This is a genomic window from Paraburkholderia sp. FW306-02-B, from assembly GCF_058782725.1.
Window position 1 is genome coordinate 1580823 of sequence record NZ_JBYSXZ010000001.1, and the last position, 13272, is coordinate 1594094.

10 protein-coding genes are annotated in these 13272 nt (G+C 65.2%); 6 read left to right on the forward strand and 4 right to left on the reverse strand.

Going from position 1 to position 13272, the window contains the following annotated elements:
• Nucleotides 1-278: 278 nt before the first annotated feature.
• From lysS to AC3WOG_RS07020, 4 genes are all read right to left on the reverse strand, one after another.
• Nucleotides 279-1805, reverse strand: a complete 1527-nt coding sequence (lysS, locus tag AC3WOG_RS07005) for a lysine--tRNA ligase (protein WP_492577306.1) — start codon at nt 1803-1805, stop codon at nt 279-281.
• 133 nt (nt 1806-1938) lie between these two features.
• A protein-coding gene (gene prfB / locus AC3WOG_RS07010) for a peptide chain release factor 2 (RefSeq protein ID WP_492577307.1) occupies nt 1939-3043 on the reverse strand; the annotation gives its coding sequence in 2 pieces (ribosomal slippage) (nt 1939-2961 and nt 2963-3043; 1104 coding nt in all).
• A gap of 139 nt (nt 3044-3182) precedes the next feature.
• Entirely contained in the window at nt 3183-4889 is a 1707-nt protein-coding gene (gene recJ, locus AC3WOG_RS07015) for a single-stranded-DNA-specific exonuclease RecJ (RefSeq protein WP_492577308.1), read from the reverse strand.
• A gap of 28 nt (nt 4890-4917) precedes the next feature.
• The gene (locus AC3WOG_RS07020) at nt 4918-6039 is read right to left on the reverse strand and encodes a regulator (protein ID WP_492577309.1); all 1122 of its coding nucleotides are present in this window, start codon (nt 6037-6039) and stop codon (nt 4918-4920) included.
• A 104-nt stretch (nt 6040-6143) separates the two neighbouring features.
• Here AC3WOG_RS07020 and AC3WOG_RS07025 point away from each other — a divergent pair, with 104 nt between their 5' ends.
• From AC3WOG_RS07025 to AC3WOG_RS07050, 6 genes are all read left to right on the forward strand, one after another.
• Complete coding sequence (locus tag AC3WOG_RS07025) at nt 6144-6410, forward strand: hypothetical protein (RefSeq protein WP_492577310.1); 267 nt, start codon at nt 6144-6146, stop codon at nt 6408-6410.
• A gap of 307 nt (nt 6411-6717) precedes the next feature.
• On the forward strand, nt 6718-7971 hold the full coding sequence (locus tag AC3WOG_RS07030) for a lipoprotein-releasing ABC transporter permease subunit (RefSeq protein ID WP_492577311.1): 1254 nt from the start codon (nt 6718-6720) through the stop codon (nt 7969-7971).
• Nucleotides 7964-8704, forward strand: coding sequence for a lipoprotein-releasing ABC transporter ATP-binding protein LolD (gene lolD, locus AC3WOG_RS07035; RefSeq protein WP_492577312.1), 741 nt, complete (start codon nt 7964-7966; stop codon nt 8702-8704). Before AC3WOG_RS07030 ends, lolD begins: the two co-directional genes overlap by 8 nt.
• Nucleotides 8705-8763: 59 nt before the next feature.
• On the forward strand, nt 8764-9552 hold the full coding sequence (locus tag AC3WOG_RS07040) for a TatD family hydrolase (protein ID WP_492577313.1): 789 nt from the start codon (nt 8764-8766) through the stop codon (nt 9550-9552).
• 112 nt (nt 9553-9664) lie between these two features.
• Nucleotides 9665-12283, forward strand: coding sequence for a DNA internalization-related competence protein ComEC/Rec2 (locus tag AC3WOG_RS07045; RefSeq protein WP_492577314.1), 2619 nt, complete (start codon nt 9665-9667; stop codon nt 12281-12283).
• Nucleotides 12284-12404: 121 nt separating this feature from the next.
• On the forward strand, nt 12405-13208 hold the full coding sequence (locus tag AC3WOG_RS07050) for an alpha/beta fold hydrolase (RefSeq protein WP_492577315.1): 804 nt from the start codon (nt 12405-12407) through the stop codon (nt 13206-13208).
• The last annotated feature ends 64 nt before the right edge of the window (nt 13209-13272 follow it).

Here is a 13272-nt window from a genome sequence, read left to right on the forward strand (position 1 = left end):
GGCAAATTAATCCCGGGAGGGTTTCAATTTGTAACCATTTCTGGGCAATCATCTTACTTGAGCGGCGTCGAAGGCACGGTGCACCGTGGAAGTCCTTGATTCGTGTAGCGCTCAACGGGGAGCGAAAAGGGCCGCCGACGACAGTGGCGCGCACCTTTTACCGATGGTTACAAACTGTCAGCTTCGGATCGTCCAGTTTTCCCGCCTGAAAATGAAAAACGCCCGGCATCGAGCCGGGCGCTTTCGGGTGTTTTCCGCGGGCAAACGCAGCGAACCAATCAGTCTTCGCGGCGCAGATGCGGGAACAGAATCACATCGCGAATGCTCGGGCTGTCGGTCAGCATCATCACCAGACGGTCGATGCCGATCCCGCAACCGCCCGCCGGCGGCATGCCGTATTCCAAAGCGCGGATGTAGTCGGCGTCGTAGAACATCGCTTCTTCGTCGCCGGCGTCTTTCTGGTCGACCTGCTTCTTGAAGCGCGCGGCCTGGTCTTCCGGATCGTTCAGTTCCGAGAAGCCGTTGGCGATTTCGCGGCCTGTAATGAACAGTTCGAAACGCTCGGTGATCCCGTCGAACTTATCCGACGCGCGAGCCAGCGGCGACACTTCGATCGGGTAGTCGATGATGAAAGTCGGCTCCCACAACTGCGACTCGGCGGTTTCTTCGAAAAGCGCCAGTTGCAAGGCGCCGACGCCCGCGTTCAGGAACTGCGGCTGCGACGCATCGACGCCGAACTTCTTCAGTTCCGCGCGGAGGAACGCATCGTCGCCGAGTTGTCCGTCCGTGTACTGCGGCGCGTACTTCTGGATCGCCTGGCTGATCGTCAAGCGATGGAAGGGCTTGGCCAGATCCAGTTCACGGCCCTGGTAGCTGATCGTCGCGCTGCCGAGCGCATCGACCGCCGCCTGGCGGATCAGCTGCTCGGTGAAGTCCATGATCCACTTGTAATCGGTGTACGCCGCGTAGAACTCGATCATCGTGAATTCCGGATTGTGGCGCACCGACACGCCCTCATTGCGGAAATTCCGGTTGATCTCGAACACGCGCTCGAAGCCGCCGACCACCAGCCGCTTCAGATACAGTTCCGGCGCGATCCGCAGGAACATTTGCATATCGAGCGCGTTGTGGTGCGTGGTGAACGGCTTGGCCGTCGCCCCGCCCGGGATCGGGTGCAGCATCGGCGTTTCGACTTCCATGAAGTCCGCGTCCGCCATGAACTTGCGGATCGACGAGATCGCCTTGGTGCGCGCGACGAAAGTCTTGCGCGTTTCCGGCGTGACGATCAGATCGACATAGCGCTGGCGATACTTCATTTCCTGGTCAGACAGGCCGTGGAACTTGTCCGGCAGCGGACGCAGCGACTTCGACAGCAAACGCAGTTCGGTACAACGCACCGACAGCTCGCCCTTGTTGGTGCGGAACAGCACGCCGCGCGCCGCGACGATGTCGCCCATGTCCCACTTCTTGAAAGCGTCGTACGTGGCCTGGCCGACGTCGGCCGGCGTGATGAAGAACTGGATCTGACCCGAACCGTCGCGCACGGTCGCGAAGCTTGCTTTGCCCATCACGCGCTTGAGCATCATGCGGCCGGCGATCGCGACTTCGAGCGGAGTGGCTTCGAGCGCTTCCTTGTCGGTATGCTCGTATTGCGCTTGCAGATCTTCGGCGTGGTGCGTGGGGCGGAAATCGTTCGGATAGGCGATGCCTTGCTCACGCAGCTCGCGCAGCTTTTCGCGGCGCTCGGCGATGATCTTGTTGTCGTCCACCTCGGGCACGACATTCGGCTGGATCTGTTCGTTCATGATGGTTTGGTATTCGGTGGTCCGCATGCGGTGGCTTGCATTCGGGTGGCCTGCGAGTAGGTCAACCACAGGCGCTATAACAAAGATGCAAAGATGCGGCGCGGCGATGCACTGCATGCCGCGCCGGTCGCGCCTAGACGCCCTGTTTCAGGCTGGCGCTGATGAACGGATCGAGGTCGCCGTCGAGCACGCTCTTGGTATTGCTGATTTCGACGTTAGTGCGCAGATCCTTGATACGGCTGTTGTCCAGCACGTACGAGCGGATCTGATGACCCCAGCCCACATCGGTCTTGCCGGCTTCGAGCTTGTCCTGCTCGGCCTGACGTTTGCGGATTTCCGCTTCGTACAGGCGCGACTTCAGCATGGCCATGGCTTCGGCACGGTTACGGTGCTGCGAACGGTCGTTCTGGCACTGCACGACGATGCCCGACGGCATGTGCGTGATCCGCACCGCGGAGTCGGTCTTGTTGATGTGCTGACCGCCCGCGCCGGACGCGCGATACGTGTCGATGCGCAGATCGGCCGGGTTGATGTCGACTTCGATCGAATCGTCGATTTCCGGGTACACGAACACCGACGAGAACGACGTATGACGGCCGCCCGACGAATCGAACGGCGACTTGCGCACGAGGCGGTGCACGCCGGTTTCGGTGCGCAGGAATCCGTAGGCGTACTCGCCCTCGATCTTGATCGTCGCGTTCTTGATGCCGGCGACGTCGCCTTCGGTCTGTTCCAGCACTTCGGTCTTGAAGCCTTTGCGCTCGCAGTAGCGCAGGTACTGGCGCAGCAGCATCGAGGCCCAGTCGCACGCTTCGGTGCCGCCGGCGCCGGCTTGAATGTCGAGGAAGGCGTTGTTCGGGTCGGCCGGGTTCGCGAACATCCGGCGGAATTCCATGTCGGCGACGCGCTGTTCGAGGCCTTGTGCGTCCGCTTCGCAGGCGAGGAGCGTTTCCTCGTCGTCTTCTTCGCGGGCCATTTCGAACAGATCCTGCGCGTCACGCAGGTCGTTGTCGAGCGCCGTGAGTTTGCCGACGACGTCGTCGAGCAGCTTTTTTTCCCGGCCGAGGGCCTGGGCGTGCTTCGAGTCGTTCCAGACGTCCGGGTCTTCGAGTTCCCGGTTGACTTCGATTAGACGCAGTGCTTTGTCGTCGTAGTCAAAGATACCCCCGTAGGTCGGCCGCGCGCGTGCGCAGGTCCGCCAGAGAGGCTTCGATCGCGTTGAGACGTTCCGCTTCCATGTCGATCTTTTATAGCTTCGTAAAAAGGGGAAATTATAGCCGATCGGCGTGCCGCGCCGGAGTCTTGTGAGCGATCCGGCGCGTGGTTTGGAGCGATTTTGCTGGGATTTTCGACGTTTTTCGACGTCCTGACCAGCGTTTAACTGACCGCGTGTTCGACGATCAATTGCACCCGCGACACGCCGTTCCACGTGTCGCTCGCAAGCCGGTAAGCGACAGTGGTGCGTGCGGGCAGCGTGTCGGTATGGTTGAACCAGATCGCGTTGAAGCGCTGTCGGCCGCGCACCAGTTGCAGCTTCAGATGCTTGTCCTTGACCAGCGCCTGCGAGGCGATATCGAATTCGCCGGAAAATACCGGCGCCGGAAAGCCTTGGCCCCACACGGCGGCGTCGAGCATTTCGACGAATTGCGGCGTGAAGTAGGCGTCTTCGAGTTCGCCGTCGGTTTCGACCGTGCGCGCGAGCGCGTCGTCGGAGAGCCATTCGCTGCCGACCGCTTCGAACGCGGCGGTAAAGCGCGGCACGTCGGCGGCGGCGATGGTGAGGCCCGCCGCCATCGCGTGGCCGCCGAATTTGACGATCAGCCCCGGCTCACGTTTGGAAATCAGGTCGAGCGCGTCGCGCAGATGGAAGCCCGCGATCGAGCGGCCCGAGCCTTTGGCCAACTGGCCACTGTCGTCGGCGAGCGCGAAGGTGAACGACGGCCGGTGGAATTTTTCCTTCAACCGTCCGGCGACGATGCCGATCACGCCCTGGTGCCAGCCCGGATTGAACAGCGTGATGGTGGTCGCGCCCTCGGGATTGATCGCCGAGAGGCCCTCGAGCGCCTGCTGCTGCATGCCGGCTTCGATCTCGCGGCGCTCACGGTTCATCGTGTCGAGTTGTTGCGCGAGTTCCCACGCGCGGCCGATGTCGTCGGTGGTCAGACATTCGATGCCGAGCGACATGTCCGACAGGCGCCCAGCCGCGTTCAGCCGCGGGCCGAGCGCAAAGCCGAGGTCGAAACCCGACGCGCTGCGTGCGTCGCGCGCAGCGGCGCGAAAGAGGGCGGCGATGCCCGGCTGCATCTTGCCTTTGCGAATCCGCTGCAAGCCTTGCGCAACCAGCACGCGATTGTTGCCGTCGAGCTTGACCACGTCGGCGACCGTGCCGAGCGCGACCAGATCGAGCAGGCCGTCGAGGCGCGGTTCGGGAAATGCGTCGTTGAAGGCGCCACGGCGGCGCAATTCCGCGCGCAACGCCAGCAGCACATAAAACATCACGCCGACGCCCGCGATGCATTTGCTCGGAAACGTGCAGCCCGGCTGATTCGGGTTGACGATCGCGCGGGCGGCGGGAAGCTCGTCGCCGGGCAAGTGGTGATCGGTCACCAGCACGTCGATGCCGAGCGCGTTGGCCGCTTCCACACCGTCGACGCTGGCGATGCCGTTGTCCACCGTGATCAGCAGTTCCGGCTTGCCGGACGCACCGCGCGCGGCCAGCGCGACGATCTCGGGCGTCAAACCATAGCCGTACTCGAAGCGGTTCGGCACGAGGTACTCGATCTGTGCGCCGAACATCCGCAGGCCGCGCACCGCGACCGCGCAGGCGGTGGCGCCGTCGCAGTCGTAGTCGGCCACGACCAGCATGCGGCGCTTGCCCTGAATCGCGTCGGCGAGCAGCGCGGCGGCGTCTTCGCAGCCTTTGAGCCCGGCGGGCGGCACGAGCCGGGCGAGGCCGGTTTCGATTTCATCGGGCATACACACGCCGCGTGATGCGTACAGACGCGCGAGTACCGGATGCAGGCCGTGGCGGGTGAGGACTTCGGCGTCGACCGGAGAACAGGCGCGCGTAACGATTCGAGTCATTCGGAAAGGCCGTTGAACAGGCGGTAAATCATTCGATGAAAAGCGAGGCGAGCACGCGCCGCCGCCAGAATTTACGCAGGTCGCCGCGCGTGACCGACAGCGTTACCGAGCCGGTGTCGCCGCACAGCGTCAGGCCGAGTTCGCCGAGCCGGCCCGCTTGCAACGCTTCCAGTGCCGGTTCGAACCAGTCCGTTTGCAACGCGGCGAAGGCGTCGTTCCAGCGCGCCCAGTCCTGCTCGATGTAGGGCGCGGAGAACGGATCGAGTTCGACCAGCGTGGCGCCGCTGGCGCTTCCATTTGCGTGTGCGTTTGCGCCGGCAGAAGCGGCAGGCAGTGCCCCGAACGACGCCGGCGGCGCGCCGGTCTCGACGCCGGCGGTCAGCGCGAGGCCGCGCGTGGCCGCCGCGTCGGAGAACACCCGGGCGAACGGGCTCGTCACCGGTTGCGCCGCGCCCTGGGCGTGAAACCAGATCGAGTTGACGGCCGGCAAGCCGCGCGCCTCGCGCGCTTCGTTGACCGGATGCTCGAACCACGCCATTTGCACTTCGTTTTGCAGCTTCATCCATGCGCGCGAACGCTCGCCGGAATGCGCCTCGTGCGGCAGCCAGATTTCGATGTTGCGACCACTCGCGCGCAGCGGCGAGGCGCCCGCCAGTGTGCCGAAGCCTTCGCCCGACAAGTACCAGCGCGCGGGCTTGGGCGCTTCGATGCGCACGCCGAGTTCCTCGATCAACGGCCGGGCGACCGCCAGCAGCGCGGTGGCCTCGTCGTCCGATAATTCGAGCGAGGCCGGATCGATCAGCACCAGATGGTCATGCGCGATGCGCACATGCACCGGCTGCACGCAGGCCCACGTCGCGTTGCCGGGTTCTCCTCCGTCCGCGCGCAGCATGTACGGAGCGAGCGGGGCTTCGTCGGCGGCCGCGGCGCCGTTGGGCAGCGTGCCGAACTGGCGCGCCACCCAGCGTTCGTGCGGCAGCGTGCGCTGAAAATCCTCGCCGACCACCCGTTCGACCAGCGTCGCGCGGGCGATCAGCCGGTCGAGGGCCGGACTCTGGATGTCGTGCAGTGCGGTGGAGGCGTCGGCTGCGGCGGGCAGCGCGAAGGGTAGAAGAAGATGAAGACGGTTGGCGTGCATGATGCTGCGCATTGTAGGGCAAAGAGTGCGAGTATTCCGACCATATCGACGGATTCCGGGCACCGCACCCAGCCCCGCCGGTGGCAGCAAGAGCCGCGCGCGGCGGCACCGCGCCCATGACGAAGGAGACGTCCGACATGCCGCGTGAACTGAAAACCGAGCAGGAACTGCTTGCGCTTGTCGTGAAAGCGCTCGACGCCAACCCGGAGACGGCCGGCTGGATTCCGACCGGGTTCCACGAGACCGTCGAAGACGAGGAAGGCTGCAATTGGGATATCACCCACCTGCATCGCGACCGCAAAGACGCGGACGTGCGCGAAGTCGCCACCAGCGCGGCGGCGCGCATCATCAACGATCTGCGCAGCCGCTATAACCTGGGTTAAACGGGATCGTCCGCCGGTCCGTCCGCCGGGCGTCTCCGGTTCCGCTGCGGGCCCCGCACGGAAGGCCTTTGCGCGAGTCCGCGGCATTGTATGGCAAACTTCGCGCTTGATTGACGGCGGCAGCGCCAGTGAAGCGGCTGCATCGGTGGCGCGGGTTTTGCTGAGGGCGCCGGAACGTCGTGCCGGAACCATCGGCGCTGTCGCGACACCAACGATCACGACGCTCGGGCCGCATGACCGGTGCCGCCTATGTGGCCAGCCGTCTCCATGTGCCGCACGAAGCCGAAGAACGCAGAAAAGGATTCGCTTGAAATTTCCCTACGAATGGCAGATAGGCTGGCGCTACACCCGCGCCGGCAAACGCACGACCGGCAACGGCTTCATTTCGTTCATCGCGCTGGTGTCGATGTCGGGCATCGCGCTCGGCGTCGCGGCGCTGATCGTCGTGTTGTCGGTGATGAACGGCTTCCAGAAAGAGGTGCGTGACCGGATGCTGTCGGTGCTGGCGCACGTCGAAGTGTTTTCGCCGACCGGTTCGATGCCCAACTGGCAGTTGACGGCCCAGGAAGCTCGCCAGAACAAGGAAGTGATCGGCGCGGCGCCGTATGTCGAAGCGCAGGCGTTGCTCACGCGCCAGGACGCCGTGAGCGGCGTGGCGCTGCGCGGCGTCGAGCCGACGCTCGAGCCGCAGGTGTCCGACATCGGTCGCGAAATGAAGGGCGGCAAGCTGACCGACCTCGTGCCGGGCGAGTTCGGCATCGTGCTCGGCGCGGACCTCGCCACCAACCTCGGCGTGACGGTCAGCGACAAGATCACGCTGGTCGCGCCCGAAGGCACCATCACGCCGGCCGGCATGCTGCCGCGGCTAAAGCAGTTCACCGTGGTGGGCATCTTCGAGTCGGGACATTACGAGTACGACAGCACGCTCGCGCTGATCAACATCAAGGACGCGCAGGCGCTGTTCCGGCTGCCCGCGCCGACCGGCGTGCGCTTGCGTCTGACGGACATGCAGCGGGCGCCGGATGTCGCGCATCAACTGGCGCGTAGCTTGTCCGGCGATTTGTACATCCGCGACTGGACCCAGCAGAACAAGACCTGGTTCTCGGCGGTGCAGATCGAAAAACGCATGATGTTCATCATCCTGACGCTGATCATTGCGGTGGCGGCGTTCAATCTGGTGTCGTCGCTGGTGATGACGGTGACCAACAAGCAGGCCGATATCGCGATTCTGCGCACGCTCGGCGCGCAGCCTGGCTCGATCATGAAGATTTTCGTCGTGCAGGGCGTGACGATCGGCTTTATCGGTACGGCGACCGGCGTTGCGCTCGGCTGCCTGATCGCGTGGAGCATTCCGTGGCTCGTGCCGATGATCGAGCATCTGCTCGGTGTGCAGTTCCTGCCGCCGTCGGTGTATTTCATCAGCGAACTGCCGTCCGAACTGGTCCCCTCGGACGTCGTGCGAATCGGCGTCATCGCGTTCGCGCTGTCGGCTCTCGCGACGCTGTATCCGAGCTGGCGCGGTGCGAAGGTCCGTCCTGCGGAGGCGCTGCGCTATGAATGACCGTTCCGCCACCTTGAATATGTCCAACGAGACGACGCTGCATCCCTACGTGCTGGAAGCGACCGGCATTTCGAAGTCGTTCGTGCAGGGCGGCCTCAATGTGCAGGTGCTCAACAACACGCAACTGAGCGTGCGGCGCGGCGAAAAGCTGGCGATCGTCGGCGCGTCGGGTTCCGGCAAGAGCACGCTGCTGCACGTGCTCGGCGGCCTCGACGATCCGAGCGCGGGCCAGGTATCCGTGATGGGCAAGCCCTTTACGAAGCTCTCCGAGCGCGAGCGCAACGATTTGCGCAATCGCGCGCTCGGTTTCGTCTATCAGTTCCACCATCTGCTGCCGGAGTTTTCCGCGCTCGACAACGTCGCGATGCCGTTGCGGATTCGCCGCATGACGACCGAAGCCGCGCGGCGCCAGGCGCTCGAGGTGCTGGAGCGCGTCGGTATGGGGCATCGGGCGAAGCACCGTCCCGGTGAGTTGTCGGGCGGCGAACGTCAGCGTGTGGCGATCGCCCGGGCACTCGTCACCAAGCCGGCTTGCGTGCTGGCCGACGAACCGACCGGCAACCTCGACGGCGGCACCGCCGACACCGTGTTCAACCTGATGCTCGAACTGTCGCAGACGCTTGAAACCAGCTTCGTGATCGTCACGCACGATCCGGAACTGGCTGGCCGCTGCGACCGCATCATGCGGTTGCGCGAAGGCGTGCTTCACGAAGAGCCGACGGTGCCGGTGTAATCGCCGCGCGAAACTCAAACGACACCCCACGCGAAACCCTGCCGCAAACGAGGCGCGCCATGTGGATCGACACGCACTGCCATCTCGACGCTGCGGAATTCGACGCCGACCGCGACGCGGTCGCGGCGGCGGCGCGTCGTGCGGGAGTGGGGCGCATGGTGATTCCCGCGATCGGTCGTGAGAACTTTACGACGGTGCGCGAACTGGCGCACCGGACCGACGGCGGCGCGTATGCGCTCGGCATCCATCCGCTCTACACGCCGGGCGCGCAGGAGAGCGATCTTGAACTGCTGCGCATGGAAATCGAGGCGAGCCTCGATGATCCGCTGTTCGTCGGCATCGGCGAGATCGGGCTGGATTACTTCGTGCAAGGTCTCGACGATGCGCGTCAGCAGTTCTTCTATAACGGTCAGCTGCAACTCGCTCGCGAATTCGATCTGCCGGTGATTTGCCACGTGCGCAAATCGCAGGATCAGGTGATCAAGGGGCTGCGCCGGCACCAGATTCATCGTGGCATCGCGCACGCGTTCAACGGCAGCTTTCAGCAAGCTCAGGCGTATATCGATCAGGGCATGCATCTGGGCTTCGGCGGCAATCTGACCTTCGAACGGGCGCGGCAAATCCGGCGTCTGGCAGAGCAGTTGCCGTTCGATGCGCTAGTCGTCGAAACCGACGCTCCGGATATCGCGCCTTCCTGGATGTACAAGCAGCGCAACACGCCGGATCAGATTCCGGCCATCGGCGCGGGCCTCGCACAACTGCGCGGCATCGCCACGGACGAAGCCGCCCTAGGCACAACGGCTAACGCGCTCGCCGCGCTGCCGCGGCTCGCTCTTTCCTCTGCATAATCAGGCTTGATGGTTCAAGTGGTTCGCGTCGGGCGGAACACGCGCCCGGTGGGCCTGCGGCTGCCTGCGCGGTGAGCGTTGCGTCGTCCGGCGCCGGTCGGGCGGAGGGCGAATGCGGGCATGGTGGTGCGGGTTTGCGTTGGGTGTGGTCGGTTTGCAGCGGCAGGCGGCATTGCCGGGTTGGGGCGGCTGGAGCGCGTTGGTTCTGGTCGCATGCATGGCGAGCGGTGTAGCGGTGTGGGCGTTGCGCGGTGCTCGTTCCGTGACGGCGGGCGGCGGCTCGATTCCGGCTTCGCTCGATCGTTGCGTCTGGTTCAGCACAACTTTCAGCGCGCATGCGCGCTCACGGATCGGTTGGAGCGCGGTGTGGATTGCGGCTATTTGCGTGGGCTTCGGCTACGCGGCCTGGCGCGCGGAAGCGCGGCTCGCCGTGAGCTTGCCGAGCGCGTGGGAGGGGCGCGATATCGACGTCGTCGGCAGCATCAAGGGCCTGCCGGCGCGCGACGATAAGGGCGCGCGTTTTCTGTTCGAGGTCGAGTCGGCCGACGCGCCGATAGCCGCCTTTCCGCGTGTGATTCAACTGTCGTGGATTGCCCGGGATGCACCGGCGCCGTTGTTGGAGCCTGGCGCGCGCTGGCAATTGACGGTGCGGCTCAAGCGGCCGCACGGCAATGCGAACTTCGGCGTCCGCGATGCCGAAGCAAGCCTGCTCGCGCGCAATGTGCGCGCCACCGGTTATGTCAGCGCGCCCGCTACGGCAGTGCGCTTGCCGGGCAACGCGCGCGGCGTGGGCGTCAGCTTCGATCGCTGGCGCGCCGCGCTGCGCACGCGCATCGATACGGTGCTCGCCGACGCGCCGCATCGCGGGATCGTGGTGGCGCTGGCGATCGGCGCGCAGAATGAAGTCAGCGCAGCGGACTGGCTGCTGATGCGCGGCACGGGTACGAGTCATCTGGTGGCAATTTCGGGGCTGCATATCGGCTTTGTCGCGGGACTTGCGGGTTGGCTCGCCGGGGCAGTGTGGCGGCGCTCCGGGTTCTTCGGCCGCAATTGGCCGTTGCGGTTGCCCGCGCAGGTCGTTGCGGTGATGGGCGGCGCGTTGTTTGCCGGCGTGCACGCTGCGCTGGCCGGTTTCAACGTGCCGGCGCAGAGGGCGCTGTGGATGGCGGGCGTGGTCGCGCTTGCGTTTATCAGCGGGCGCAATATCGCGCGATCCGCCGTGCTTGCGTGGGCGTTGGGGCTCGTGTTGTTGATCGATCCCTGGGCGGTCGTGTCGGCGGGATTCTGGCTGTCGTTCAGCGCGGTAGCGGCGATTCTGTTCGCGATGTCGGGGCGGCCCCGCGTGCAGGACCATGCACAGCATCGCGAGGAAGGTGGCGAGGACGGCGAGTCGTCCCACTTCATGCGCCTGCAGTCGGCCTTGCGCCGTCGTGTGCGCGCCTTTGTCGAACGCTTGCGCAGTGCCGCGTACGTGCAGTTCGCGGTGACGATCGCGCTCGCGCCGCTCACCGTCTACTGGTTCGCGCAGATTCCGCTGATCGGTCCGCTCGCCAACGCCTTCGCGATTCCATGGGTGAGCCTGCTGGTCACGCCGGCCGTGTTGGCCGGCGTCGCGCTGCCCGCGCCGTTCGATGCCTACGCGTTCCAGACGGCGCATGCGTTGCTCGAACTGCTGGCCGCGGGCTTGCGGATGCTGTCGGGTCCCGCATGGACGCTCTGGCGTTTGCCGCAGCCGCAAGGGTGGGCGCTCGCCGCGGCGGCCGTCGGTGTGCTCTGGTGTCTCGCGCCGCGCGGCGGGCCGCTGCGCTGGGCCGCGCCGCTGACGTGGCTGCCGTTGCTGATCCCGGCGCCGCCCGGGCCGCCGCACGGCAGTTTCCGGCTGACCGCGCTGGATGTCGGTCAGGGCACTTCGGTGCTGGTTGAGACGGCGCATCACGCGCTGCTGTTCGATGCAGGACCGGGCCCGGAATCGACGCATGCGGGCGAGCGCGTCGTCGTGCCGTTTTTACAGGCGCACGGCGTCACGGTGCTCGATACGCTCATTATTAGCCACGCCGATTCGGACCATTCGGGCGGCGCGCCCGCGGTGCTTGACGCTATCGAGGTACGTCAAATGGTGGCGGCATTGGCGCCGGCGAACGCGTTATGGCGTAGCGCAAGGCAACGCGGTGCCCACACGCTGCCCTGCGCGGCGGGGCAGCGCTGGCAGTGGGACGGTGTCGAGTTCGCGATGCTCTGGCCGGATGCCGGACCGCTGCAAGGCAAACCGAACGCGCATTGCTGCGTGTTGCGGGTGAGCACCGTGTCTTCCGCCGCGCTTGCGTCAGCCGCGGATGTTCGAACAGATGCACCCCGCGTGAGCGCCTTGCTGGCGGCGGACCTCGAAGCGCCGGCCGAACGCACGCTGCTCGCGCGCGATCGCGGCGCGTTGCGCGCGCAGGTGCTCGTGGTGCCGCATCACGGCAGCAAGACCTCGTCGACCGAACCGTTCCTCGACTCTATCGACCCGCTGGTCGCGCTATTTCAGGTAGGCTATCGCAACCGTTTTCATCATCCGAACGCGGGGGTGTTCGAGCGTTACACGGCGCGGCATATCGAACTCGCGCGTAGCGATACGGACGGCGCGGTGCGCGTTGACGTCAACCCGGACGCCGCCTCGGACCTGAATGGGGCTGCGCTCACGCTCGAGCGCTATCGCGACACGCAGCGCCGCTACTGGATGGATCGCTGACGGACTGCCGAGGGTTGTCCGGGATTGTTGAGCGGATGGATAAAAGGCAAATAAGAAGCAGATAAGAAGCGCGCCGCCGGGCCGGCAGCCTGCACGCAAATTAGAACGGAGATAGCCGCAGTTGAAAAACATCATCCACTTCTCGCACGCGAACGGTTTTCCCGCGTCGACGTACCGGACTATCTTCGCCGAACTCGCGGACGACTACGAATTGCGTTCCATCGAGCGCATCGGTCACGATGCGCGGTATCCGGTCACCCAGGATTGGCCGCATCTGGTCGAGCAGCTGCTCGACGACGTCGGCCGTTCGTACGAGCAGCCAGTGTGGCTGGTCGGCCATTCGCTCGGTGGGTACCTGTCGTTGATGGCCGCGCTGAAAAAGCCGCAGTGGGTGAGGGGCGTAGTAATGCTGGATTCGCCGGTGATCGCCGGCTGGCGCAGCAGCATGCTGCGCGTGTCGCAATGGACCGGGCTCGACGAGCGGCTCTCGCCAGCGGCGGCCACGCGTGCGCGCCGTACCCACTGGGCAAGCCGCGACGAGGCGTGGCGGCATTTTCATTCGAAGCCGGCGTTTGCTCGCTGGGATGAGCGGATGCTGTCCGATTACATCGACTTCGGCATTCCGCAAACTTCGCCCGACGGCTCTCGTTCTTTGGCCTTCGACCGGCGCACCGAATACCAGATCTATAAGACCTTGCCGCATACGCTCGGCTCGCGCCTTGCGCGTGGCGCGCCGGTGCCGGTCGGTTTTATTGCCGGCACGCATTCGAAGGAAATCCGCCAGGCCGGACTCGACGCAACCCGCCGCGCGACCAGCGGTCATGTGGAATGGATCGAGGGCAGCCATCTGTATCCGATGGAAAAGCCGCTCGAAACCGCGCGCGCTGTGCAGCGGATGTTGCGCGAGTTGGAGCGCCGCGCCTAACGCCACGCGTCAGTTCGCCGGCGCGGTCGCTGGCACATAAGGGGCGCCGCTGCGATGGCGCTGG

What these genes read in the sequence shown, in the direction of transcription:
- recJ (WP_492577308.1), bottom strand. Translation starts at nt 4,889, where the DNA reads ATGACTCGAATCGTTACGCGCGCCTGTTCTCCGGTCGACGCCGAAGTC.
- AC3WOG_RS07025 (WP_492577310.1), top strand. Translation starts at nt 6,144, where the DNA reads ATGACGAAGGAGACGTCCGACATGCCGCGTGAACTGAAAACCGAGCAG.
- lysS (WP_492577306.1), bottom strand. Translation starts at nt 1,805, where the DNA reads ATGAACGAACAGATCCAGCCGAATGTCGTGCCCGAGGTGGACGACAAC.
- AC3WOG_RS07045 (WP_492577314.1), top strand. Translation starts at nt 9,665, where the DNA reads ATGCGGGCATGGTGGTGCGGGTTTGCGTTGGGTGTGGTCGGTTTGCAG.
- lolD (WP_492577312.1), top strand. Translation starts at nt 7,964, where the DNA reads ATGAATGACCGTTCCGCCACCTTGAATATGTCCAACGAGACGACGCTG.
- AC3WOG_RS07020 (WP_492577309.1), bottom strand. Translation starts at nt 6,039, where the DNA reads ATGCGCAGCATCATGCACGCCAACCGTCTTCATCTTCTTCTACCCTTC.
- AC3WOG_RS07040 (WP_492577313.1), top strand. Translation starts at nt 8,764, where the DNA reads ATGTGGATCGACACGCACTGCCATCTCGACGCTGCGGAATTCGACGCC.